Origin of the sequence: Aeromonas sp. R6-2 (assembly GCF_040908155.1) — a bacterium.
Classification (GTDB): Bacteria; Pseudomonadota; Gammaproteobacteria; order Enterobacterales; family Aeromonadaceae; genus Aeromonas; species Aeromonas schubertii.
Genome location: NZ_JBFODE010000008.1, coordinates 12,589 through 34,013, shown reverse-complemented (window position 1 = coordinate 34,013; position 21,425 = coordinate 12,589). Strand labels below are relative to the sequence as shown.

20 protein-coding genes and 1 pseudogene are annotated in these 21,425 nt (G+C 62.4%); 13 read left to right on the top strand and 8 right to left on the bottom strand.

Features of this window, described 5'->3' with window-relative positions:
- The 3 genes and pseudogenes from AB5Y48_RS02025 to tkt all read right to left on the bottom strand — a co-directional run.
- A pseudogene (locus AB5Y48_RS02025) lies at positions 1-107 on the bottom strand (alpha-amylase family glycosyl hydrolase); the annotation flags it as partial.
- A 300-nt stretch (positions 108-407) separates the two neighbouring features.
- On the bottom strand, positions 408-1,058 hold the full coding sequence (locus AB5Y48_RS02020) for a hypothetical protein (RefSeq protein ID WP_368163631.1): 651 nt from the start codon (positions 1,056-1,058) through the stop codon (positions 408-410).
- Positions 1,059-1,238: 180 nt separating this feature from the next.
- Entirely contained in the window at positions 1,239-3,230 is a 1,992-nt protein-coding gene (gene tkt / locus AB5Y48_RS02015) for a transketolase (RefSeq protein ID WP_136612877.1), read from the bottom strand.
- 346 nt (positions 3,231-3,576) lie between these two features.
- Here tkt and metK point away from each other — a divergent pair, with 346 nt between their 5' ends.
- From metK to ruvX, 7 genes are all read left to right on the top strand, one after another.
- On the top strand, positions 3,577-4,728 hold the full coding sequence (gene metK / locus AB5Y48_RS02010; protein WP_050666860.1) for a methionine adenosyltransferase: 1,152 nt from the start codon (positions 3,577-3,579) through the stop codon (positions 4,726-4,728).
- Positions 4,729-4,789: 61 nt separating this feature from the next.
- A complete protein-coding gene (locus tag AB5Y48_RS02005; RefSeq protein ID WP_368163629.1) occupies positions 4,790-5,281 on the top strand; it encodes a SprT family zinc-dependent metalloprotease in 492 nt (163 codons plus the stop codon).
- A 74-nt stretch (positions 5,282-5,355) separates the two neighbouring features.
- Positions 5,356-6,036: an endonuclease gene (locus AB5Y48_RS02000; RefSeq protein ID WP_050666862.1), complete on the top strand. Its 681-nt coding sequence runs from the start codon at positions 5,356-5,358 to the stop codon at positions 6,034-6,036.
- 2 nt (positions 6,037-6,038) lie between these two features.
- Positions 6,039-6,770: a 16S rRNA (uracil(1498)-N(3))-methyltransferase gene (rsmE, locus tag AB5Y48_RS01995; protein WP_368163628.1), complete on the top strand. Its 732-nt coding sequence runs from the start codon at positions 6,039-6,041 to the stop codon at positions 6,768-6,770.
- Between the two features lie 117 nt (positions 6,771-6,887).
- Positions 6,888-7,841, top strand: coding sequence for a glutathione synthase (gene gshB, locus AB5Y48_RS01990; RefSeq protein WP_368163626.1), 954 nt, complete (start codon positions 6,888-6,890; stop codon positions 7,839-7,841).
- 70 nt (positions 7,842-7,911) lie between these two features.
- The gene (locus AB5Y48_RS01985) at positions 7,912-8,466 is read left to right on the top strand and encodes a YqgE/AlgH family protein (protein WP_050666865.1); all 555 of its coding nucleotides are present in this window, start codon (positions 7,912-7,914) and stop codon (positions 8,464-8,466) included.
- A gap of 16 nt (positions 8,467-8,482) precedes the next feature.
- Positions 8,483-8,902: a Holliday junction resolvase RuvX gene (gene ruvX, locus AB5Y48_RS01980; RefSeq protein WP_005347671.1), complete on the top strand. Its 420-nt coding sequence runs from the start codon at positions 8,483-8,485 to the stop codon at positions 8,900-8,902.
- A gap of 1 nt (position 8,903) precedes the next feature.
- On the opposite strand, the gene AB5Y48_RS01975 is transcribed toward ruvX, so the two are convergent.
- A complete protein-coding gene (locus AB5Y48_RS01975; RefSeq protein WP_368163624.1) occupies positions 8,904-10,157 on the bottom strand; it encodes a diguanylate cyclase in 1,254 nt (417 codons plus the stop codon).
- Between the two features lie 128 nt (positions 10,158-10,285).
- Here AB5Y48_RS01975 and AB5Y48_RS01970 point away from each other — a divergent pair, with 128 nt between their 5' ends.
- The 3 genes from AB5Y48_RS01970 to AB5Y48_RS01960 are packed head-to-tail and all read left to right on the top strand — an operon-like array spanning position 10,286 to position 14,075.
- A complete protein-coding gene (locus AB5Y48_RS01970; RefSeq protein ID WP_368163623.1) occupies positions 10,286-11,188 on the top strand; it encodes an AAA family ATPase in 903 nt (300 codons plus the stop codon).
- Positions 11,185-12,111, top strand: a complete 927-nt coding sequence (locus tag AB5Y48_RS01965; RefSeq protein WP_060584151.1) for a DUF58 domain-containing protein — start codon at positions 11,185-11,187, stop codon at positions 12,109-12,111. The genes AB5Y48_RS01970 and AB5Y48_RS01965 overlap by 4 nt, the downstream gene beginning before the upstream one ends.
- On the top strand, positions 12,108-14,075 hold the full coding sequence (locus AB5Y48_RS01960) for a transglutaminaseTgpA domain-containing protein (RefSeq protein WP_368163633.1): 1,968 nt from the start codon (positions 12,108-12,110) through the stop codon (positions 14,073-14,075). Before AB5Y48_RS01965 ends, AB5Y48_RS01960 begins: the two co-directional genes overlap by 4 nt.
- Here AB5Y48_RS01960 and AB5Y48_RS01955 read toward each other — a convergent pair.
- Positions 14,038-15,105, bottom strand: coding sequence for a succinylglutamate desuccinylase/aspartoacylase family protein (locus tag AB5Y48_RS01955; protein ID WP_368163622.1), 1,068 nt, complete (start codon positions 15,103-15,105; stop codon positions 14,038-14,040). The two genes, AB5Y48_RS01960 and AB5Y48_RS01955, sit on opposite strands and share 38 nt — an antisense overlap.
- Before the next feature lie 8 nt (positions 15,106-15,113).
- Positions 15,114-15,878, bottom strand: a complete 765-nt coding sequence (locus AB5Y48_RS01950) for a transporter substrate-binding domain-containing protein (RefSeq protein ID WP_060584147.1) — start codon at positions 15,876-15,878, stop codon at positions 15,114-15,116.
- A gap of 110 nt (positions 15,879-15,988) precedes the next feature.
- Between AB5Y48_RS01950 and AB5Y48_RS01945 the strand changes: the two genes are divergently transcribed.
- Positions 15,989-17,377, top strand: a complete 1,389-nt coding sequence (locus AB5Y48_RS01945; protein WP_368163620.1) for a PLP-dependent aminotransferase family protein — start codon at positions 15,989-15,991, stop codon at positions 17,375-17,377.
- A 47-nt stretch (positions 17,378-17,424) separates the two neighbouring features.
- Here AB5Y48_RS01945 and AB5Y48_RS01940 read toward each other — a convergent pair whose 3' ends face one another.
- A complete protein-coding gene (locus tag AB5Y48_RS01940) occupies positions 17,425-18,852 on the bottom strand; it encodes a sodium:alanine symporter family protein (RefSeq protein ID WP_136612871.1) in 1,428 nt (475 codons plus the stop codon).
- 661 nt (positions 18,853-19,513) lie between these two features.
- Here AB5Y48_RS01940 and tal point away from each other — a divergent pair.
- On the top strand, positions 19,514-20,464 hold the full coding sequence (gene tal, locus AB5Y48_RS01935; RefSeq protein WP_050668089.1) for a transaldolase: 951 nt from the start codon (positions 19,514-19,516) through the stop codon (positions 20,462-20,464).
- A gap of 136 nt (positions 20,465-20,600) precedes the next feature.
- Positions 20,601-20,780, top strand: coding sequence for a DUF3545 family protein (locus AB5Y48_RS01930; RefSeq protein WP_050668088.1), 180 nt, complete (start codon positions 20,601-20,603; stop codon positions 20,778-20,780).
- Positions 20,781-20,831: 51 nt separating this feature from the next.
- Here the strand turns inward: AB5Y48_RS01930 and AB5Y48_RS01925 are convergent, their stop codons facing one another.
- A complete protein-coding gene (locus AB5Y48_RS01925) occupies positions 20,832-21,371 on the bottom strand; it encodes a hemerythrin domain-containing protein (RefSeq protein ID WP_050668087.1) in 540 nt (179 codons plus the stop codon).
- Positions 21,372-21,425 lie beyond the last annotated feature (54 nt).

Below are 21,425 nucleotides of genomic sequence, written 5' to 3'. Positions count from 1 at the left end.
GAGTGGGCATCTTCCCCACACAGAAAGGCCCGCCGCACGCAGCGGCTCACCACGTGGTAGTAGGGCGTATCCTGCAGGCTGATTTGACGTGAACGAGCGATGGTCATGGCGAGCTCCTCGGCAGTGAGGCTTCAAGTCCAGCAGAGCACTACGCCCCTGTCAAAATGGTGGGTGTCCCAGAATCCCATGGTAGTAGGGCGTATCCTGCAGGCTGATTTGACGTGAACGGGCGATGGTCATGGCTAGTTCCTCGGCAGTGATGCTTCAAGTCCAGCAGAGCACTACGCCCCTGTCAAAATGGTGGGTGTCCCAGAATATCCTGGTTTAACCCCGAACGAATCTGAGCGGCAGTATTGGGCTGCTTATAAAACCGTGGCCAGTTTTACTTGACCACTACAACGCCCCTGTCAAAATGGTGGGTGTCCCAGAATCTCTGGCAATTTTTGGTTAAAAATATATGTGAAACCGCTTTTCCCATCAGTACGACAAAAATGCAAACTATCCAAAGCCACACATATTTCAAAGCTGAGTAATGCAACTAGCTTTTGCTTTGAAGATGCCAATGTCATTTTAAATAATGAATCATCAACCGCTGATAGCCCTATTAATACAGGGTATATAGCCTCCCATATATCAAGTGCCTGTGGCATTACCTTATGAATATCAATGGCAATATTCTTCATATCCATTGAACATAGATTTTCATGGCTACAAAACATAAACTTTTCGTGCAGTACAGCCCTCAATGGCACATTACCGACCAGTGATTCATCAAGAATATTAGATAACTGCGATGCATAAAACTCGATATCTTCTCGTGCTTGCTGTAAATAATACTGGTCATTCATCTGTTTCTGTAAAGAAAGCTGACGAATCAAAACTACTAACGTAAAAAATCCGAGTATTGGTGCATAGATACCTCCAATTGCCGAGCCAAATTCAGCCCATCGAGAGTGGTCTTGTGACAAATCTCCGCCAAATGTATTTACATATAAAGCAATAGGGGAAAATAAAAGTACAAAAACAACAACTATAATAACCCAACCTCTTATAACCATAGCTTAGCCTTTATTAAGACAATGAAGATTAATCATCAAGAGAAAGTACTATCAACTCTCAGGCATTGAAATATATTTTTAATTTATTATTTTCCTTTGCCAATAAAAACGCCCCCCATCTTGCGATGGAGGGCGTTTTATTTTCAGGCTATTGGACCAGAGTGGCCCAATGGTCAGCTATTACAGGGACTCTGCGGTCGCAACCACGTTTTCCACGGTAAAGCCAAATTCCTTGAACAGCAGCTCGGCCGGCGCGGATTCGCCGAAGGTGCGCATGCCGATGATCTTGCCGCCAAAGCCCACGTACTTGTACCAGTAGTCGGCGATGCCGGCTTCGATGGCCACACGCTTGGTAACGGAGGAGGGCAGAACAGACTCCTTGTACTCGGCGCTCTGGGCGTCGAACACGTCGGTGGCCGGCAGGGAGACCACGCGCACGGCACGACCCTTGGCGGTCAGCTGCTCATAGGCGGCCACGGCCAGCTCGACTTCGGAGCCGGTGGCGATCAGGAGAAGCTCCGGGGTACCGGCGCAATCCTTCAGCACATAACCCCCCTTGGCCACGTTGGCCAGCTGCTCGGCAGTGCGGTCCATCTGGGCCAGGTTCTGACGAGAGAAGATCAGGGAGGTCGGACCGTCGGTGCGCTCGATGGCGTGCTTCCAGGCCACGGCGGATTCTACCTGGTCACAGGGACGCCAGGTGCTCATGTTCGGGGTCAGACGCAGGGAAGCGATCTGCTCAACCGGCTGGTGAGTCGGGCCATCTTCACCCAGACCGATGGAGTCGTGGGTGTAGACGAAGATGGCGCGCTGCTTCATCAGGGCAGCCATACGCAGGGCGTTGCGGGCATACTCCATGAACATCAGGAAGGTGGCGCCGTAGGGGATGAAACCACCGTGCAGAGCGATACCGTTCATGATGGCGGACATGCCGAACTCGCGCACACCGTAGTGGATGTAGTTACCGGCGGCGTCTTCGTTGGTCAGAGACTTGGAGCCGGACCACATGGTCAGGTTGGACGGAGCCAGATCCGCAGAGCCACCCATGAATTCCGGCAGCAGCTTGCCGAAGGCTTCCAGGGCGTTCTGGGAGGCCTTACGGGTCGCGATCTTGGCCGGGTTGGCCTGCAGGGCTTCGATGATCTTGGTGGACTCAGCCGCCCAGTTGGCGGGCAGCTCACCGGCCATGCGGCGCTTGAACTCGGCAGCCAGCTCGGGGTGAGCGGCGGCATAGGCGGCCAGTTTGGCATCCCACTCGGCTTCCAGGGCGGCACCCTTCTCACGGCCATTCCACTCGGCAGCGATGTCGGCCGGGATCACGAACGGCTCGTGGTTCCAACCCAGGAACTCGCGGGCAGCCTTGATCTCGTCGTTGCCCAGCGGTGCACCGTGGCAATCGTGGGAGCCGGACTTGTTCGGGGAGCCGTAACCGATGATGGTGCGGCAGCAGATCAGGGTCGGCTTGCCACTCTCGGCCTTGGCGGCCTCGATGGCGGCGTTGATCGCCTCCGGACTGTGACCGTCAACACCCGGGATGACGTGCCAGCCGTAGGCTTCGAAACGCTTGGCGGTATCGTCGGTGAACCAGCCTTCCACGTGACCGTCGATAGAGATGCCGTTGTCATCCCAGAAGGCAATCAGCTTGCCCAGACCCAGGGTGCCGGCCAGGGAGCAGGCTTCGTGGGAGATGCCTTCCATCAGGCAGCCATCACCCATGAAGGCGTAGGTGTAGTGATCCACGACATCGTGGCCAGGGCGGTTGAACTGGTCAGCCATGGCCTTCTCTGCGATCGCCATGCCCACAGCGTTGGTGATGCCCTGACCCAGCGGGCCAGTGGTGGTCTCGACGCCCGGCGCATAACCGTACTCCGGGTGACCCGGGGTGCGAGAGTGCAGCTGGCGGAAGTTTTTCAGATCGTCGATGGAGAGGTCGTAACCGGAGAGGTGCAGCAGGGAGTACAGCAGCATGGAGCCGTGGCCGTTGGAGAGGATGAAGCGGTCACGGTCAGCCCAGGTGGGGTTGCTCGGGTTGTGCTTCAGGTGGCTGCGCCACAACACCTCGGCGATGTCCGCCATCCCCATGGGGGCACCCGGGTGACCGGAGTTGGCTTTCTGAACGGCGTCCATACTCAATGCACGGATGGCATTGGCAAGCTCTTTACGAGAAGGCATCGGTATCTCCTGCGATTGCTTCGTGTGATTGCCCAAATAGCAAGGCCGATATTCTCCCAGCAGGGCGAACGAGGTGCAAACACTATCTGGAGGGGGATCCCGGCTTTGGGAGGCCAATCGCTTTTCCGTCGTTCGAAAACGATTGATTTGTGAACGCTTTGTTGGGGCATTCGGTCGCGGGATGGAAAAGGGAAATCTTCGGCGCCAATTGGCCTCATCTGGCAAAAATAGTACTGGCAATCGAGAGGGTCGCTATCTAGAATAGACGTCCAGATGTAGATACCTCTACAAATTATCCGTTTTTTCGTGGTCGCGGCGGCGACCCACAACCACAGGCAAGGTCATCATGGCAAAGCTGTTTACCTCCGAGTCGGTCTCCGAAGGCCATCCCGATAAAATCGCAGACCAGATCTCCGATGCGGTGCTCGACGCCATCCTGAAGCAGGACACCAAGGCGCGCGTCGCGTGTGAAACCCTGGTCAAGACCGGCATGGTGATGGTGGCCGGTGAAGTGACCACCTCCGCCTGGGTCGACATCGAACAGATCGTGCGCGACACCGTGCGCGAGATTGGTTACACCCACTCCGACATGGGCTTCGATGCCGACTCCTGCGCCGTGCTCAACGCCATCGGCAAACAGTCCCCGGATATCAACCAGGGCGTCGACCGCAGCGATCCGCTGGAGCAGGGCGCCGGTGACCAGGGCCTGATGTTTGGCTACGCCACCAATGAAACCGACGTGCTGATGCCGGCCCCCATCACCTACTCCCACCTGCTGGTGAAGCGCCAGGCCGAAGTGCGCAAGAACGGCACCCTGCCGTGGCTGCGCCCGGATGCCAAGAGCCAGCTCACCTTCGCCTACGGTGACGATGGCAAGATCCTCGGCATCGATGCTGTGGTGCTCTCGACCCAGCACGCCGAGCACATCAGCCACAGCGACCTGGTGGAAGCGGTGCGCGAAGAGATCATCAAGCCGGTGCTGCCGGCCGAGTGGGTCACCAAGGATACCAAGTACTTCATCAACCCGACCGGCCGTTTCGTTATCGGCGGCCCCATGGGTGACTGTGGTCTGACCGGTCGCAAGATCATCGTCGACACCTACGGCGGCATGGCCCGTCACGGTGGTGGCGCCTTCTCCGGCAAGGATCCGTCCAAGGTTGACCGCTCTGCCGCCTACGCCGCCCGTTACGTGGCCAAGAACATCGTCGCCGCCGGCCTGGCCGATCGCTGCGAAGTGCAGGTCTCCTACGCCATCGGCGTGGCCGAGCCCACCTCCATCAGCGTCGAGACCTTCGGCACCGCCAAGGTGGCCGAGGATCTGCTGGTCAAGCTGGTACGCGAGCACTTCGAGCTGCGCCCCTACGGCCTGATCCAGATGCTGGATCTCAAGCGCCCCATCTACCAGGCCACCGCCGCCTACGGTCACTTCGGTCGCAACGAGTTCCCCTGGGAACAGACCGACAAGGCCGAGCTGCTGCGCGCCGCCGCCGGCCTGTAATCGGCAAGCCGGGAAAGAGGGAGCTTCGGCTCCCTTTTTGTTATCTGCCATGAGCAGCACCATGCACAGCCTCATCACGGCACGGGTCGACGCCTGCTTTGCCCAGGCCGAAGCCCGGCTCGGACGCACCTTCCCTCGCCCCCTGGTGCGCTGCGACCTGCGCGGCCGCGCCGCCGGCACGGCCCGTCTGCAGAGCTGGGAGCTGCGCTTCAACCCGACCCTCTATGTCGGCAACGAGGCCGCCTTCCACACCGAGGTTGTCCCTCATGAGGTGGCGCACCTGCTGGTCCATGCCCTGTGGGGCAGCGGCCGGGGCAAGAGCCGGGTTCTGCCCCATGGCCGCCAGTGGCAATCGGTGATGCAGGAGATCTTCGCCCTGCCGCCCCGGGTCACCCACCGCTTTGACTTGGCGCCGCTGGCCGAGCGCACCTTTGCCTATCGCTGCACCTGTCGCGACCACGCCCTCTCGGTGCGCCGCCACAACAAGGTGCTACGAGGCGAGGCTCGCTACCACTGCCGGGCCTGTCGCAGCGAGCTGGTACCGGTCGACTGACCCCTGCCGGGGCCATCGCCCCTGTGGTAAGCTCCTCCCTTCGTGCCTAACTCCATGAAGAATTAAGCGATTTTATGTTTCGATTGATGCTCCTCGTGCTCGGCGCCCTGGCCGCCGGCACCACGTCGGCCCAGACCTTCCGTGAAGCCAAGCAGGATCTGGTCAAGCTCTATCAGAGCCACCCCACCAGCTTCTACTGCGGCTGCAACATCAAGTACAACGGCAAGAAGATGGCCCCCGACTGGGAGAGCTGTGGCTACCTGCCCCGCAAGCAGGCCGAGCGCGCCTCCCGTATCGAATGGGAGCACGTGGTACCGGCCTGGGAGTTTGGCCACCAGCTCCAGTGCTGGCAGCAAGGGGGACGCAAAAACTGCGGCAAGAGCGATCAGTTCAACACCATGGAAGGGGACATGCACAACCTCTTCCCCGCCATCGGTGAGGTGAACGGGGATCGCGCCAACTACCGCTTCTCAGACTGGAATGGCAAGCCCAACCAGTATGGTCACTGCCAGATGCTGGTGGATTTCAAGGATCGCCAGGTCCAGCCGCCCAAGGGGCCGGTACGCGGCCAGATCGCCCGCGCCTACTTCTATATGAGCCAGCAGTACGGGCTGCGTCTGGCGGCGCAGCAGCGTAAACTGTTCGAAGCCTGGGATCGCCAATACCCGGCCGAGGGCTGGGAGTGCGAGCGCAACCGGCGCATCGCCGGCATTCAGGGCAACAGCAACCCCTTCATCGACAGGCAGTGCCAATAAGCATGCGTATTCCACGAATCTATGAGCCGGCCCGACTCGCTTTGGGCCTTATCCTTCCCCTCTCGGAAGATGGCGCCAACCATATCGGCCGCGTGCTGCGCATGCAGCCCGGGCAGGAGCTGGTGCTGTTCAACGGCGGTGACGAAGAGTTTCCCGCCGTGATCCGTGCCGTGACCAAGAAGGGGGTCGAGGTGGAGGTGACGGCCGTCACCGAGAACCGGGTCGAGTCCCCGTTGGCGATCCACCTGGGCCAGGTGATCAGCCGTGGCGACAAGATGGACTTCACCATCCAAAAAGCGGTCGAGCTCGGCGTCACCTGCATTACGCCGCTCTTTTCCGAGCGCTGCGGCGTCAAGCTGCCGGCCGAACGGCTGGAGAAGAAGCGCGAGCAGTGGCAGAAGATCGTCATCAGCGCCTGTGAGCAGTGTGGCCGTAGCCGGGTGCCCGAGGTACGTACGCCGATGGAGCTGGACGCCTGGATGCGCGAGGAGACGGCAGAGCTCAAGCTCAACCTGCACCCCCGTGCCGAGTACAGCATCAGCACCCTGCCTGCCCCCGAACACGGGGTGCGCCTGCTGATCGGCCCCGAAGGGGGGCTGTCGGAGCGGGAGATTGCTGATACGGTGGAGCAGGGCTTCAAGGAGATGCTGCTCGGCCCGCGCGTGCTGCGTACCGAGACGGCGGCCCTGACCGTCATCACGGCGCTGCAGTGCCGTTTCGGCGATCTCGCGTGATCCCCCCGGCAAGCTCGACAGGCCCCGTCCTGGCATCGGATGATGGCAGCCAGAAACGGCCGGTTAGTTCGCCAATCGACCCTACACCCCTATCGCGCCCTTAAGAAGGAACAGCGGATGACCATTAAACTCGGCATCGTGATGGACCCCATCTCGTCTATCAACATCAAGAAGGATTCGAGCTTCGCCATGCTCGAAGAGGCGCAAAAACGCGGCTATGAGCTCTTCTACCTGGAGATGAAGGATCTCTACATGGAGGAAGGCCGCGCCTTCGGTACCATGCGTCCGCTCAGCGTCCAGCATGACTACACCCACTGGTTCAGCCTGGGTGACGTGGTGGATCAGCCGCTCTCCAGCCTGGACGTGATCCTGATGCGCAAGGATCCGCCGTTCGACACCGAGTTTATCTACGCCACCTACATGCTGGAGCGAGCCGAGGACGAGGGTTGCCTCATCGTCAACAAGCCCCAGAGCCTGCGCGACGCCAACGAGAAGCTCTACACCGCCTGGTTTGCCGAGCACACCCCGACCACGCTCGTCACTCGCAGAGCCGACAAGCTGCGCGCCTTCCATGCGAAGCACAAGGACGTCATCCTCAAGCCGCTCGACGGCATGGGCGGCGCCTCCATCTTCCGCATGAAGGAAGATGATGCCAACGTGGGCGTCATCATCGAGACGCTCACGGCACACGGGAGTCAGTACTGCATGGCGCAGACCTATCTGCCCGCCATCAAGGAGGGCGACAAGCGGGTGCTGGTGGTGGACGGTGAGACGGTGCCCTACTGCCTGGCGCGTATTCCGACCCAGGGGGAGACCCGCGGCAACCTGGCGGCCGGCGGCCGCGGTGAGGCGCGCCCCCTGAGTGAGTCTGACTGGGCCATCGCCCGCGCGGTCGGACCGACCCTCAAGGAGAAGGGGCTTATCTTCGTCGGCCTCGACATCATCGGCGATCGCCTGACCGAGATTAACGTCACCAGCCCGACCTGCATCCGCGAGATCGAGGCCGCCTTCCCGGTGCACATCAGCGCCATGCTGATGGATGCCATCGAGCGCCGCCTCGGCAAGGGCTGACGAAGGGGCCCCCGGCCCCTTCCCCACCCTGCCATACTTGCAGCAAGAGAGAATCGATACAGACACCGCCATGCACACACTGCAAAACCACTTTCTGCTGGCCATGCCCAGCCTCAACGACCCCTACTTCGAGCGCTCCCTGGTCTACCTGTGCGAACACAACGATGAGGGCGCGATGGGGTTGGTCATCAACATTCCCCTCGAGATGCAGGTCGATGACCTGCTCGAGCAGGTGAAGATCGATCACCCCGCCACCCTGGAGCTGGAGCAACCGGTGCTGCAGGGGGGGCCGGTGGCCAACGATCGCGGCTTCGTACTCCACAGCCACAGAGAGGGCTTTGGCTCCAGCCTCTCCCTGAGTGACGAGCTGATGGTCACCACCTCTCGCGACATCCTGGAGACGCTGGGGACCGACGAGGCTCCGAGCCACTGGCTGATGACCCTGGGCTACGCCGGCTGGAGTGCGGGTCAACTGGAGCAGGAGCTGGTCGACGGCGCCTGGCTCATCGTACCGGTCGATACCCGTCTCATCTTCGACACCCCGGTGCACGAGCGCTGGGAGAAGGCGGCCGCCAGCATCGGCATCAACACCCTGCACCTCTCCACCCAGGTCGGCCACGCCTGACCGTACAGGATCGCTTATGACATCACGCAGCCTGATGGGCTTTGACTACGGCACCAAGAGTATCGGGGTAGCGGTAGGCCAGGAGCTGACCGGCTCGGCCTCGCCCCTCTGTTCATTGAAGGCCAACGACGGCATCCCCAACTGGGACGAGATAGAGAAGCTTATCAAGGAGTGGCAACCGGACCTGCTGATCGTCGGCCTGCCCCTCAACATGGACGGCACCGAGCAGGAGATCACGGTGCGGGCCCGCAAGTTTGGCAACCGCCTGCACGGGCGCTTCGGCAAGCCGGTGGAGTTCAAGGACGAGCGGCTCACCACCACGGATGCCCGGGCCCGCCTGTTCGAGCGTGGTGGTTACCGGGCACTGGACAAGGGGAGCGTGGATGCCGTCTCGGCCCAGCTGATCCTCGAGTCCTGGTTTGAGGCCCAGTACTGACTCACAGGGTATCCACTTCCACCCGGTTTCGCCCCCCATCCTTGGCCCGATAGAGCGCCCGATCGGCGCGCTTGAGGGCCTCCTCCACCGGCTCCTGTGGACCACATTCGGCGACGCCAAACGATGCCGTAACCCTGAGACCCAGAGGCCACTGGGATGAGGTAGCGACGACCCGGCGCATCCGCTCGGCGAGGGCCTCTCCCCAGGAGAGCGGACGCAAGGGGGCCAACACCACGAACTCCTCCCCACCCCAACGACAGAGGGTGACTCCCTCCTCCAGACAGTAACCGAGCTCGCTGACCAGGGTTTTGAGCACTTCATCCCCCACTGCATGCCCGTGGCTGTCATTGATCCCCTTGAAGTGATCGAGGTCGATAAAGATGAGGCTCCCCTCGCGCCATTCGGCGAGCAGTTGCTCACCCTGACTGCGACTGGCGGCACCGGTGAGGCGATCGTACCGCGCCTCGTCACTCGCCAGACGACAGACCTGCTCCAGCTCACGGTTGCGCTGGCGTGAGAGACGCTCCCGCTCGCTGGCCCGGGCCAGGCGTCGACGCATGCCGCTGTAATCCATCGTCAGCATGGCCAACAGGGAGAAGAACCAGAGCACCATCAGCCCACGATAGAAGGTGGAGGCAGGTAGCCAGGGGCCATGGAAGCTGAGGGACTCCACCTTGAGGCGATAGTGGCCCGCCGGTGCTCCCGAGCCGGTCGCTATCTCGATGGCAAAGACCCGGCTGAGATCGCGCCCCTGTTGCAACAGGGGGATCTCATAGTCGGTGAGCCACCAGGTGGCAGGGGTGAAGAGGGAGAGGGGGATCTCCACCTCCCCCGGATAGGCCTGCAGATCGAGCAGAATCGAGTTGATCTTGTGGGAGACGGGATCGTCCGATCGGGAGTAGGCCGGATGGTAGTTACGCAGGTAGATACGCCAGGGCAGATCGTCGGCCCCCTTCGCCTGCAACTTGATCCGCATGGTCTCATAGCCGGAGAGATCGAGCCCCTGCTCGGGCGCCGCCAGGGTGATGAGCAGTTCGCAGTAAGGCCAGCGATAGGTGAGGCTCAGTTCGCACTCCATGATGTGACCCGCCTCCAGACGCGCCACCGAATCCCCACCTGCCGGACGATCGTCCAGGGTGGAGACCAGCCAACCGCCAGCGGGTGCGATGATCAGCGCCCGCTGGGGCCCCCACTCGTAGATCGCCACCAGCAGCAGGGTCGCCGTCATCAGCCACATCCGTCTAAACACGCTCATGCTTGCCCCTGTTATCCATTCCGCCCCATTCTACCGAAGGCCGGCCCTTTATTGTGTGATACCACAATAACTCCCGTGCGTGCCCAGAGGCTAAGCTCAACTCGGAACGCGGGAAAAAGGAGGCAACCTTGCTGGAGTCACTGCTGGCCACCCTGGAGAGGGTAATACTGGGCAAACCCCTGCAGATCCGCATCGCCCTGGTGACCCTGTTGGCAAGGGGCCATCTGCTGATCGAGGATCTCCCGGGCATGGGCAAGACCACATTGGCCCATGCGCTGGCTCACGCCCTCGGGCTCGACTATCGCCGGGTCCAGTTCACCGCCGATCTGCTGCCGGCGGATCTCATCGGGGTCTCCATCTTCGACCCCTCGGAGCAGCACTTTCGCTTTCATCCCGGCCCCCTCTTCAGCCAGGTGCTGCTGGCCGACGAGATCAACCGGGCCAGCCCCAAGGTGCAGAGCGCCCTGCTGGAGGCCATGAGCGAGACCAGCCTGAGCGTGGATGGCCACAGCCATCCCCTGCCTGCCCCCTTCTTCGTCATCGCCACCCAGAACCCGGCGGATCAGGCGGGTACCTATCCCTTACCCGAATCCCAGCTCGATCGCTTCGCGGTGCGCCTCTCGCTGGGCTTTCCGGCGCGGGATGCCGAGCGCGCCCTGCTCAGGGGCGAACAGGCCCCCCTCCCAGCCCCCCTGCTGAACGCCACCGAACTGCAGGGCATGCAGCAGGAGGTGGCTCGACTGCACGTGGCCGACAATACCCTGGAGTACCTGCTCTCCCTGGTCGCCCAGAGCCGACTCGATCCCGAGCTGCCCCAACCCCTCTCCCCACGAGCCGCCCAGACCCTGCTGACGGTGAGCCGGGCCTGGGCCTTCGTCGCCGGTCGCCGCTTCGTCACCCCCGACGATGTGCGCGCCGTCTTTCCCTATGTGGCCGAACACCGCCTGCGCGGCAGCTTCGGGCTGCAGCAGGGGGAGAGCAGCCCCTTGAGCCAGCGCCTGCTGGAGCGGGTCGACCCGGAGCGGCCATGAAACCCTGGCTGCAATGGCAACAGAAGTGGCTGGCGCGGCGTATCCCGCCGGCGCGCCAGATCACCCTGGGACGACACAACCTCTTTATTCTCCCCACCCGGCTCGGCTGGCTGTTTCTACTCACCCTGCTGGCCATCTTCCTGCTCGGCGCCAACTACCAGAGCAATCTGGTCCTGTTGCTCGCCTACGGCCTGGGCAGCCTGCTGCTGGTTGCCATGCTGCTCACCCACCGCAACTTAAGCGGCCTGCGCCTGGCCGGCTCGCCCCCCCAGCTCGGCGAGGTGGGCAGCCCAACCCCGCTTCCGTTCACTCTCTGCGGTCAGGCCCGGGCCCTGACCTTCACCCTCAATGAGAGCCGGCTCCAGCTGGCCGAGAGCCACAGCGGGGTACAGACCCTCACCCTGGCACTGAGTGGTACCCGGCGCGGTCGCCTCCCTCTGGCGCGCCTGCGTATCGAGAGCCGCTATCCGATGGGGCTGTTTCGCTGCTGGAGTCTGCTCGATCTGGAGCTGGCCCTCTGGCTCGCCCCTGCCCCCCTGGCGGCCCCCCTGCGAGAGCCCGAGGGGGATGGTGAACAAGTGGGCCCACAGATACGCCCCGCCCCCATCGGCGACTTTCACGAGCTGCGCCCCTACCAGAGAGGGGAACCCCAGAGCCGCATCGCCTGGCACCAGCTGGCCCGAGGGCGAGGGCTCCTCAGCAAGCGCTTCTGCGAAGGGGGCGGTGAGCCCGACAGCCTCACCCTGGCACGGGCCAGAGGCGACCTGGAGCTGCGCCTCGCCACCCTGGCCTGGTGGTGTCAACACCTCTGCCATGAGGGCCAACCCTACACCCTGCGCCTCGATACCCCCCTGGGGCCAGACGCCTCGCCCACCTTCCTGCGGGAGTGTCGCTGGGCGCTGGCCCGCTACGGAGCCCCCTGATGCTGGAGAGTCGACGCCTCTGGCTACTGGCCTTGCTGCTGCAACTGCCTCTGCTGCTGGCTCTCTGGCCCTATCTGCACGGCTGGGTAGTGATCGCGATCCTCGCCTGCCAGGGGTGGCGGGGAGTGACCCTGTGGCGCGCCTGGCCCATGCCGGGGCGCCCCCTGCGGCTGCTGCTCACCCTGTCGTCACTGGCACTGCTACTCCTGGAGGCCAGGGGGAGCGGCCTGCTCGCCACCCTCATCAACCTGCTCTGCCTGGGTTATGGCCTGAAATTTCTGGAGCTCTCCCGCGAGCGGGACATGGAGCCCTTGCTGGTGGTGCTCTTCTTTCTGATCGCCCTCTCCCTTATCGAGCGCCAGAGCCTGCCCTGGGCGCTGCTGCTCGGCGCCGTCTACCTGCTGGGGATCACCGCTCTGGTGCTCGCCAGCTGGCCAGAGGGACGCGCCCCCCATCGGCCGGCCCTGCTCGCCCTCTTGCTGGCCCTTCCCCTGCAGGTCGGGCTGTTCCTGCTGCTGCCACGGCTTCCTCCCCTGTGGCAGGTACCCCAGAGCCATGTGGCCAGAAGCGGCCTCGACGAAAAAGTGGAGCCGGGGGCGATCAGCACCCTGCTGCGCTCCGGGGAGCTCGCCTTTCGGGTCACCTTCGATGGGGGCCTGCCCCTGCCAGCCGAGCGCTACTTTCCCGTGCTGCGTCAGGAGTGGTTCGACGGGCGCGCCTGGCAGCCGACGCCGGCCTTGCAGGCCTGGCGCCGCAAGCAGTGGCCCCAACCGGTCGCAGAAACGATCTCAGGTCCCCCCGGCCAAGGGGAGTACGAGATCATCGCCGAGCCCCAGCGGCTGCGCTGGCTACCGGCGCTGGAGCACCCGATGCCACGCTCGGGACCCGTGCAGCTCAGCCCGGCAGACACCCTCTATCGCCTCGATGATGGCAGCCAGCGTATCGGTTACCGGGTCGCCCGCGGGGAGCGGGGCCGCGCCGACGAGCAGACCCGCCAGCGCAACCTGCAACTGCCGGCGCAGGGGAATCCCAAGTCTCGCGCGCTGGCCCGTCAGTGGCGAGGAGAGAGCCCGGACGCCTTGGTCCGCCGACTCCTCTCTCTGTTTGCCAGGGAGGGGTTCAGCTATACCCTGACCCCACCTCTGCTGGGGGCAGATCCCGTCGATGAGTTCCTGTTTGGCCAACGGCTCGGGCTTTGTGTCCACTATGCCTCGGCGGCGGCCTTCTTGCTGCGTGCGGCCGGAGTACCGGCCCGGCTGGTGAGTGGGTATCAGGGGGGAGAGTGGAACCCGCAGGGGGGATATCTGACGATCTATCAATACGATGCTCACGCCTGGGTGGAATACCTGGACCAGAGGGGCAGATGGCAGCGCCTCGACCCCACTGCCGTGGTGGTCGCTGAGCGCCTGGGCGAGGGCGAGACGAGCGCAGAGGGACTACTCTCGCCACTGCGCTATCGGCAATTGGCCTGGCTGACGCCGCTGCGGCTGTGGTGGGCCAGCATCGACTACCACTGGAGCCGCTGGGTCCTCAACTACGATGCCAGCACCCTCTGGCAACGACTGACCGCCCCCTGGCCCTCCCTGCGTCGCCACCTCCCCTGGTTGATCCTGGGGGGGCTTCTCCTCTGCGCCCTGCCCCTGCTGTGGTTACTCAGAGAGGAGGAGCCCGGGGTGGCGCGCCCCTGGCGCCCGCTGCTGCGGCGTGCCACACAGCGAGGGCTGGCACCGCAGGCCGGAGAGTCACTGCCTCTCTGGTGCGAGCGGATGGCACGCCAGTTACCCATACTGAGCCTTCCCCTGCGTCGGTGTGCCTGGCTGCATCGCCGTCTGCACTACGCCCCCCTCTCGAAGAGCCAGCAAGCAAAAGCAGCCCGCGCCCTGAGGCGCAGGCTTCGGCAGATCCTCCGTGGTTGGTCGGCCGCCACTAGAGGCCCAGCAGTTCCCCCTGACGCAGAGGGGTGAGCCCGGCGATAAAGATCACCTCCTCCCCTGCAACCACCAGAGGGCCGGGCACTCTGGCATAGCAGAGGCCACTCACTCCGGCCTGGAGGGTGCTGCGCTCGCCGCTGGCGGGATCTTCCAGCTCGGCCAGGGGCTGGCCTGCCTCGACCGACTGGCCGGGAGCGACCAGATAGTGAACGATCCCCCCCACGGGGGCGACGACCCCCTCAACCCCGGCCAGGGGGGTGGCCGTCAGCGGATCCCCCGGCACCGTGGTGAGGGGACGCACCAACCACCCTCGCTCGGTCAGCAGATCGAGCAGTCGCTCGCAATCTTGCGCCGTCAGCTCGGGGGCCAGATCCCGCTGCCCCCTCAGCTCCACCGTCACCGCCAACGGCACCGGCCAGCCGGCTCCTTCGCACAGGGGATACCAGTTTTGCAACAGTGCATCGTCAAAGGACATGCCGCCGGCCTCCCCGGCGATCAGGATCGCCCCGGCAGCCAGCCGCCGCCCCACCGCCTCCAGCGCCTCCTGCTGGCGGGTATTGCCGTAGAGGTGCACCAGTGCCTCTCCGTCGCAGTGAAGATCCAGCACCAGATCGGCCTCCAGCGCCCAGCCAAACAGCTGTTGCTGCAAGCGCTCCAGCTCGGAGCGCCCCTGCAGCCCGGCCAGTCGCTCCAGCAACAGAGCGCGCGCCTCATCCAGGCTCTCACAGCGCTCACCGGCGCGGACCAGCAGGGGGTAGCCACGGTTGAAGTTGCGACCACTGCCCAGCTCGAAGCGCCCCTCATGGCGCCCGAGCAGGCGCTGGCTGATGCCGATGGGGTTGGCCAAAGGCAGCAGGCGGATGCGCCCACGCAGGGCCCCTTCCCGCTCCAGGCGGGACAGCGCCTCCCTGAGACGGTGCAGCACCAGCACGCCGGGTAACTCATCTGCATGCAGGCCGGCCTGCAGATAGGCCAGCGGCCCACTCTCGCCAAACTCCCAGGCAACCAGCTCATAACGGCTGGCGCCGACCGGGGCTGGCAATGCCATCTTGATCTGCTTCATCCCGTGCCTTACTCGTACTGGTCGTAGTCGAAATATTTGTCGTTGATCTGCTTGTAGGTGCCATTGGCCAGGATGGTCTTGAGAGCGCCGTTGATGCGGGCGAGCAGGGCCTCATCCTGATGGCGCACGGCAATTCCCGAGCCCACCCCGAAGTAGTCGGGGTCATCCATGCGCGGGCCAAAGAAGTCGAAACCGGCCGCCCCCTCCCGCTTCTTGAACTCCACCCCCACCCCTATCTCGACCACGATGGCGTTGAGGCGCCCCGCCTGCAGATCGAGCCAGGCCTGCTCCGGTGAGCCATAGGTGACCACCGAGGCCCCCGCCTTGCCATAGATATCGCGGGCATAGTTCTCCTGGATCGATCCCATCTGAACACCGATTTTCTGCCCCTTCATGGCATCCGGCTCACCGCTCAGGGTCGTTCCCTTGGGCCCCATGAAGCTGGAGTAGCCCCCCTCATATTTGTCGCTGAAGGCCACCGCCTTCTTGCGCTCCTCCGTGATGGCCATGGAGGCGACGATGGCGTCAAACTTGCGCGCCTTGAGGGCCGGGATCATGCCGTCAAAGTCGTACTGCACTATCTTGCACTTCGCCTTCATCTCGCTGCAGAGGGCGTTGGCGATGTCCACGTCGAAGCCGGCCAGGGAGCCATCCGGCTTGACCATGCTGTAGGGGGGGAAGGTGCCGTCAGTGGCGATACGAAGCACGGGCTCGGTCGCCTGCACGGCGCCGCTCACCAGCAGAGAACCCAGCATCAATGTCACAAGTTTCATGGTCTGTCTCCTCATCCTTGGAAGCATCAGGCTATTGCATCACACGGCCACAAAACATATACAATCCATTAACACACCATCACACTGTACAGGCCCGAGGTGCTATACGGATGCCCCCACTCACTCTGGATCCCCGCCACGGTACCCTGGTGCGACAACTGATGCATGCCATCGAGCAGGGGATCCGCGATCATCGCCTGCTGCCGGCCAGCCGCCTGCCCTCGGTACGGCAGCTCGCCAGCCAGCTCGGGATCAGCACCTTTACCGTGGCCGATGCCTATGGTCGTCTGGCCCAGAGCGGAGCCCTGCTGGCCCGTCCCGGTGATGGCTACTATGTGGCGCGCGACGAGCAGAATACCCCCTTTCCTCCTCCCCCGACTCCCGGACCCCGCTGGTTGACCGACCATCGCATCACCCCCTCCCCCGAGCTCATTCAGCCCGGAGCCGGCTGGCTGCCCCCCGACTGGTACCCCAACGCACTGCTGCAGAAGGCGATGCGCCAACTGGCCAAAGAGCCCGACTGTGGAGGTCACTATGAAGAGAGCGCCGGCTGGCAGCCTCTGCGCCAGCGATTGTGGCTACAGCACGGGGAGCAGGGCGTCGCCCTCGCGCCCGAAGGTGTATTGCTGACCCAGGGGGCAAGCCAGGCGCTGGCGCTGGTGGTCCAGGGAGAGCTCAGGACCGGGGAGACGGTGCTGGTCGATGATCCGGGTTACTGCAACTTGATCGCTCTGCTCGAGCTGAGCGGCATGCGGGTGGTCGGCGTCCCCTGGACGGCACAGGGGCCGGATTGTCAGCAGCTCGCCACCCTGCTCAAAGCGCATCGCCCGCGCCTCTTCTTCACCAATCCCAGACTGCACAACCCGACCGGCGCCAGCTACTCGGCGGCCACCGCCTTTCGGGTGCTGCAGTTGGCCGAGGCCCACGACTGCCTTATCGTCGAGGACGACGTGGGCGCCCCCCTGGTACGCGAGGGGGGCCCCACCCTGGCAGCCCTCGCCGGCCTGGAGCGCGTCATCTACATCGGCAGTTTTGCCAAGACCCTGGCACCGGGCCTGCGGGTCGGCTACCTGCTCGGCACCCCGGAGCGGGTCGATCGCCTGATGCGTCTCAAGGCTCTTAATGCCATCGCCTCCTCCGGGTTGAGTGAGCGTCTGGTCCTGCGCATGCTGGGTGAGCCCGAGCGGGAGCGGGAGCTGAGCCGCCTGCGCGGCCGCCTTCAGAGTGCGGCAGAGCGTTGGGAGCGAGGCCTGGAGCGCATTGGCTGGCAAAGCTTCTGCCCCCCCGCTGGCGGCCTCTTCTCCTGGGTCCGCCTCCCCCCGGGGCATCAGGACGCAGCCCAATGCGCCGGGGATGCCCTCGCCGCCGGTTTCCTGCTCGCCCCGGGCAGCCAGTTTCGCCAGGGCCAGCCAGCCACCCCCTTCCTGCGCTGCAACCTGGCCTACTCACCACCCGGTCTGCTCGACTTTCTGCAGCGTTGGGCCGAACGTCGCCCATGAAAAAGGGGAGCCAACGGCTCCCCTCTCTATCACATCAGGCGATAGCCTCAGGACTTGGGATTGTCCCAGATCCCCGGCTCCAGCTGACTGCGGATCTCGGGATACTTGTTGGCATCGAAGGTGGGCACCTTGCCCAGCTTGAGCTGATCGTTGTAATCCTTGGCCAGCTTGATCGCCACGCCCGAGAGCAGCAGGATGGCGATCAGGTTGACAATCGCCATCAGCCCCATGGAGACATCCGCCATGGCCCAGACGGTGGGCAGCTCACCCACGGAGCCAAACATCACCATCGCCAGCACCACCAGACGGAACAGCAGCAGGCCGGCCTTGTGGTTGTGCTCGAGGAAGATGAGGTTGGTCTCGGCATAGGAGTAGTTCGCCACTATGGAGGTGAAGGCGAAGAAGAAGATGGCCGCCGCGATAAAGATGTTGCCCCAGCTGCCGACCTGGGAGGAGAGCGCCCGCTGGGTCAACTCGACACCGGTGATCCCGGAACCCGGCTCAAACTGGCCGGAGAGCAGGATAATAGAGGCGGTACAGGTACAGATGACCAGGGTATCCATGAACACCCCCAGCATCTGCACATAGCCCTGAGAGGCCGGGTGCGGCGGATAGGGAGTGGCGGTGGCCGCCGCGTTGGGAGCAGAGCCCATGCCCGCTTCGTTGGAGAAGAGGCCACGCTTGATGCCGTTGATCATCGCCTGGGAGATGGCGTAACCCAGGGCGCCTGAGCCCGCCTGTTCGATGCCGAACGCCGACTTGAAGATAAGGGCAAACACCCCCGGCAGCTCGGTGATGTTCATCATGACGATGACCAGGGCCATGGCGATGTAGGCCAACGCCATAAAGGGCACCACCATCTCGGCAAAGCGTGCGATACCGCGGATCCCGCCGAAGATAATGAGGCCAGCCAGGGCCATCAGGGCGACGCCGCTGACCCAGTCAGGAATACCAAATGCCACGTTCATGGCCTGACTGATGGAGTTGGCCTGAACCGCATTGAAGACCAGACCAAAGGCGAGCAACAGGCAGAGGGAGAACACCACCCCCATCCAGCGCATGCCGAGACCCTTCTCCATGTAGTAGGCCGGACCACCGCGGTAGTTGCCATCCTCGTCCTTGACCTTGTAGAGCTGGGCCAGGGCGCTCTCGGCAAAGGCGGTCGCCATGCCGATGAAGGCGATCAGCCACATCCAGAAGATGGCGCCGGGGCCACCTAGGTAGATGGCTACGGCCACGCCGGCCAGGTTACCGGTACCGACCCGGGCAGCCAGGCTGGTACAGAGGGCCTGGAAGGAGGAGATCCCCGCCTGATCCGATTTGCGGCTGTTCTTTAGCACAGAGAACATGTGGCCAAAGTGGCGAACCTGAATGAAGCCGAGCCGAACAGTAAAGAAGATGCCGACCCCGATGAGGAGGTAGATGAGAACCGCTCCCCAGAGCAGATCATTGAGCAGTGCAATCAGTGTATCCATAAGATTCTCGTTCTAATTAACATCCAAGACAGTAGCCGTAGCCCCGTCTTATCCTGTCTGTCTTGCCCATGCTTGAGCAATTTCTAAAGGGCCGGAATCTAGCACAGGGGGGGCAGATGACCTAGCCTCCCCCGCCAATTTCACGAAAAAAAGCCGAATTATTGTCCAATGACACCGGTTTTTTGTCGCGGCTGAGCGCCTTTGGCTCCACTTTTACCGCATTTTTTCCTGATCCTGTGGCCAGAAAACCGTTTCGCCACAGGGCATCGCAAACGGGGTGAAAACATCAAAACGTTTATATGTAGGAAAATTTCAAGATCTTTTCATTACCTTTGTGGTGATCGAGTTCACACAACTTGATTAAGAGTGAAAAATAAGATTTTTATCCCTCCCGAGCTGGAAGTGGGGTGGTAGGCACTTTGTCATTATTTATCAATTGGATAGAGCGATATCAACCCAACCTTGCCCCCCGCAGGTCAAAGCATCAACAATCGCCCCCCTTGCAGTAGTGGGGCGGGAGGTATTAAGTAGGCAGGCGCTGCCGCCAGCCCCTGCCGGCGCACCGAATTTCGCGTTTTGACGAGGGCCTGCTGTAATTAACTTTCAGGCAATCGGACGCACCACCCGGGCATGCCCCCGACACAGAGAGATAGACACTGCTATGGCCGACAAACTCACCCAGCTGAAAGCCCTGACCACTGTGGTTGCCGACACCGGCGACATCGAAGCCATCAAACGCTACCAGCCCATCGACGCCACCACCAATCCCTCTCTGGTGCTGAAGGCCTCCGAAATTCCCGAATACGCACCGCTGATCGAAGATGCCATCACCTGGGCCAAGGCTCAAAGCAGTGACCAAGCCCAGCAGATCATCGACGCCGGTGACAAACTGGCCGTCAACATCGGTCTCGAGATCCTGAAGATCGTCCCGGGCCGCATCTCCACTGAAGTGGACGCTCGCCTCTCCTTCGACACCGAGGGCAGCATCGCCAAAGCGCGCAAGCTGATGCGTCTCTACAACGAAGCCGGTATCAGCAACGATCGTATCCTGATCAAGCTGGCCTCCACCTGGGAAGGGATCCGCGCCGCCGAGGTGCTGGAGAAAGAGGGCATCCAGTGCAACCTGACCCTGCTTTTCTCCTTCGCCCAGGCCCGCGCCTGTGCCGAAGCCGGTGTATTCCTTATCTCTCCGTTTGTGGGCCGTATCCTCGACTGGTACAAGGCCAAGCACAACCGTGACTACACCGCTTCCGAAGATCCGGGCGTGGTCTCCGTCACCGCCATCTACGACTACTACAAGCAGCACGGCTACCACACAGTGGTAATGGGTGCGAGCTTCCGCAACACCGGCGAGATCCTCGAGCTGGCCGGCTGTGACCGCCTGACCATTGGCCCGGCACTGCTGGAAGAGCTGAGCAAGAGTGAAGGGGCCGTGGTGCGCAAGCTGGAGTTCAAGGGTGAACAGCAACCCAAGCCGACCCCCATGAGCGAGACCGAGTTCCGCTGGGAGCTGAACCAGGATGCCATGGCCGTCGAGAAACTGGCCGAGGGCATCCGCCTGTTCGCCGTCGATCAGGGCAAGCTGGAAGCCATGTTGGCCAGCAAACTCTGATAGGCCATTCGGGTCCAAGGGCAGCCATCGGCTGCCCTTTTTTATGGTTGTCACCGGCCTGTCACGCAAACGTTTTAATTTATGAGTGGTTGTGATATATCGATGGTGACAACTACAACAAATCCAGGAGGTGACCATGGAAAGGTTCGACTTCGATTTTGAAGATGTTGTTGAACCCGGTTCACGCAGCCGGGGCACGGGAAAAAAAAGGAAATGGAGAGAGATCGAAGCGCTGAAAGACAAGCATCGCCTGCAAAAGGAGCTGCAGTCCATCGACATCGCCTATGATGGTGCGCGCGACGATATCGACTTCTAAGCCTCTAAAAGAGAGACCCCGCTTCGGCGGGGTCTCTGCTTTATGTGCGCCTCAATGCAGGGCCAGTCGCTCGGCCAGATCGCGAAAATGCTGCGCCACCTCAGGCCCAAACAGGGGATCGGCCTGGGCATGGACCAGCCAACTCTGTTCGAGACTGCGCCAGTCATCCTCGGTCAGGGATTCCCGCAGCAGAGGGAAGACAACCTTCTCCTCGTAGTTCATGTGATTCTCTTGCAGGGTGATGAACTGCTCCAGCTTGGCGGTAAATTGATCCAGCGGGATCACCGCATCGAGGAGGATCATCTCCACCATTTCCTTGAGTTCACGACCACTCTCAACCAGCTTCTGGTGCTCCTCATGCAAGCGGTTACCCACATCCCCGTCGACCACCCGGTATCTGAGGTAGTAGTCGTAGATCATGTCTTCCTTGGGGTGGTGGCGCTTGTCGGCAACCTCACCCAGATAATCGACCACATCGCGGATCAGGTGATAACTCACCTTCTCCTCGGCCCGGATCGCCAGCAGCTTGCGTTTGAGCAGGGCCAGCAACTTGGCAATATTGATGTGTTCCTGATGCAGACTGGACAACATGGCGGCACTCCTTGCGCTGAACATGAAAGGGAGTCTTTTACCCGTATTATATGC

Bases quoted from the DNA above. Each gene is read 5' to 3' on its own strand.
- AB5Y48_RS02020 (WP_368163631.1), bottom strand. From the start codon at position 1,058: ATGGTTATAAGAGGTTGGGTTATTATAGTTGTTGTTTTTGTACTTTTA.
- tkt (WP_136612877.1), bottom strand. From the start codon at position 3,230: ATGCCTTCTCGTAAAGAGCTTGCCAATGCCATCCGTGCATTGAGTATG.
- metK (WP_050666860.1), top strand. From the start codon at position 3,577: ATGGCAAAGCTGTTTACCTCCGAGTCGGTCTCCGAAGGCCATCCCGAT.
- AB5Y48_RS02005 (WP_368163629.1), top strand. From the start codon at position 4,790: ATGCACAGCCTCATCACGGCACGGGTCGACGCCTGCTTTGCCCAGGCC.
- AB5Y48_RS02000 (WP_050666862.1), top strand. From the start codon at position 5,356: ATGTTTCGATTGATGCTCCTCGTGCTCGGCGCCCTGGCCGCCGGCACC.
- rsmE (WP_368163628.1), top strand. From the start codon at position 6,039: ATGCGTATTCCACGAATCTATGAGCCGGCCCGACTCGCTTTGGGCCTT.
- gshB (WP_368163626.1), top strand. From the start codon at position 6,888: ATGACCATTAAACTCGGCATCGTGATGGACCCCATCTCGTCTATCAAC.
- AB5Y48_RS01985 (WP_050666865.1), top strand. From the start codon at position 7,912: ATGCACACACTGCAAAACCACTTTCTGCTGGCCATGCCCAGCCTCAAC.
- ruvX (WP_005347671.1), top strand. From the start codon at position 8,483: ATGACATCACGCAGCCTGATGGGCTTTGACTACGGCACCAAGAGTATC.
- AB5Y48_RS01975 (WP_368163624.1), bottom strand. From the start codon at position 10,157: ATGAGCGTGTTTAGACGGATGTGGCTGATGACGGCGACCCTGCTGCTG.
- AB5Y48_RS01965 (WP_060584151.1), top strand. From the start codon at position 11,185: ATGAAACCCTGGCTGCAATGGCAACAGAAGTGGCTGGCGCGGCGTATC.
- AB5Y48_RS01955 (WP_368163622.1), bottom strand. From the start codon at position 15,105: ATGAAGCAGATCAAGATGGCATTGCCAGCCCCGGTCGGCGCCAGCCGT.
- AB5Y48_RS01950 (WP_060584147.1), bottom strand. From the start codon at position 15,878: ATGAAACTTGTGACATTGATGCTGGGTTCTCTGCTGGTGAGCGGCGCC.
- AB5Y48_RS01945 (WP_368163620.1), top strand. From the start codon at position 15,989: ATGCCCCCACTCACTCTGGATCCCCGCCACGGTACCCTGGTGCGACAA.
- AB5Y48_RS01940 (WP_136612871.1), bottom strand. From the start codon at position 18,852: ATGGATACACTGATTGCACTGCTCAATGATCTGCTCTGGGGAGCGGTT.
- tal (WP_050668089.1), top strand. From the start codon at position 19,514: ATGGCCGACAAACTCACCCAGCTGAAAGCCCTGACCACTGTGGTTGCC.
- AB5Y48_RS01930 (WP_050668088.1), top strand. From the start codon at position 20,601: ATGGAAAGGTTCGACTTCGATTTTGAAGATGTTGTTGAACCCGGTTCA.
- AB5Y48_RS01925 (WP_050668087.1), bottom strand. From the start codon at position 21,371: ATGTTGTCCAGTCTGCATCAGGAACACATCAATATTGCCAAGTTGCTG.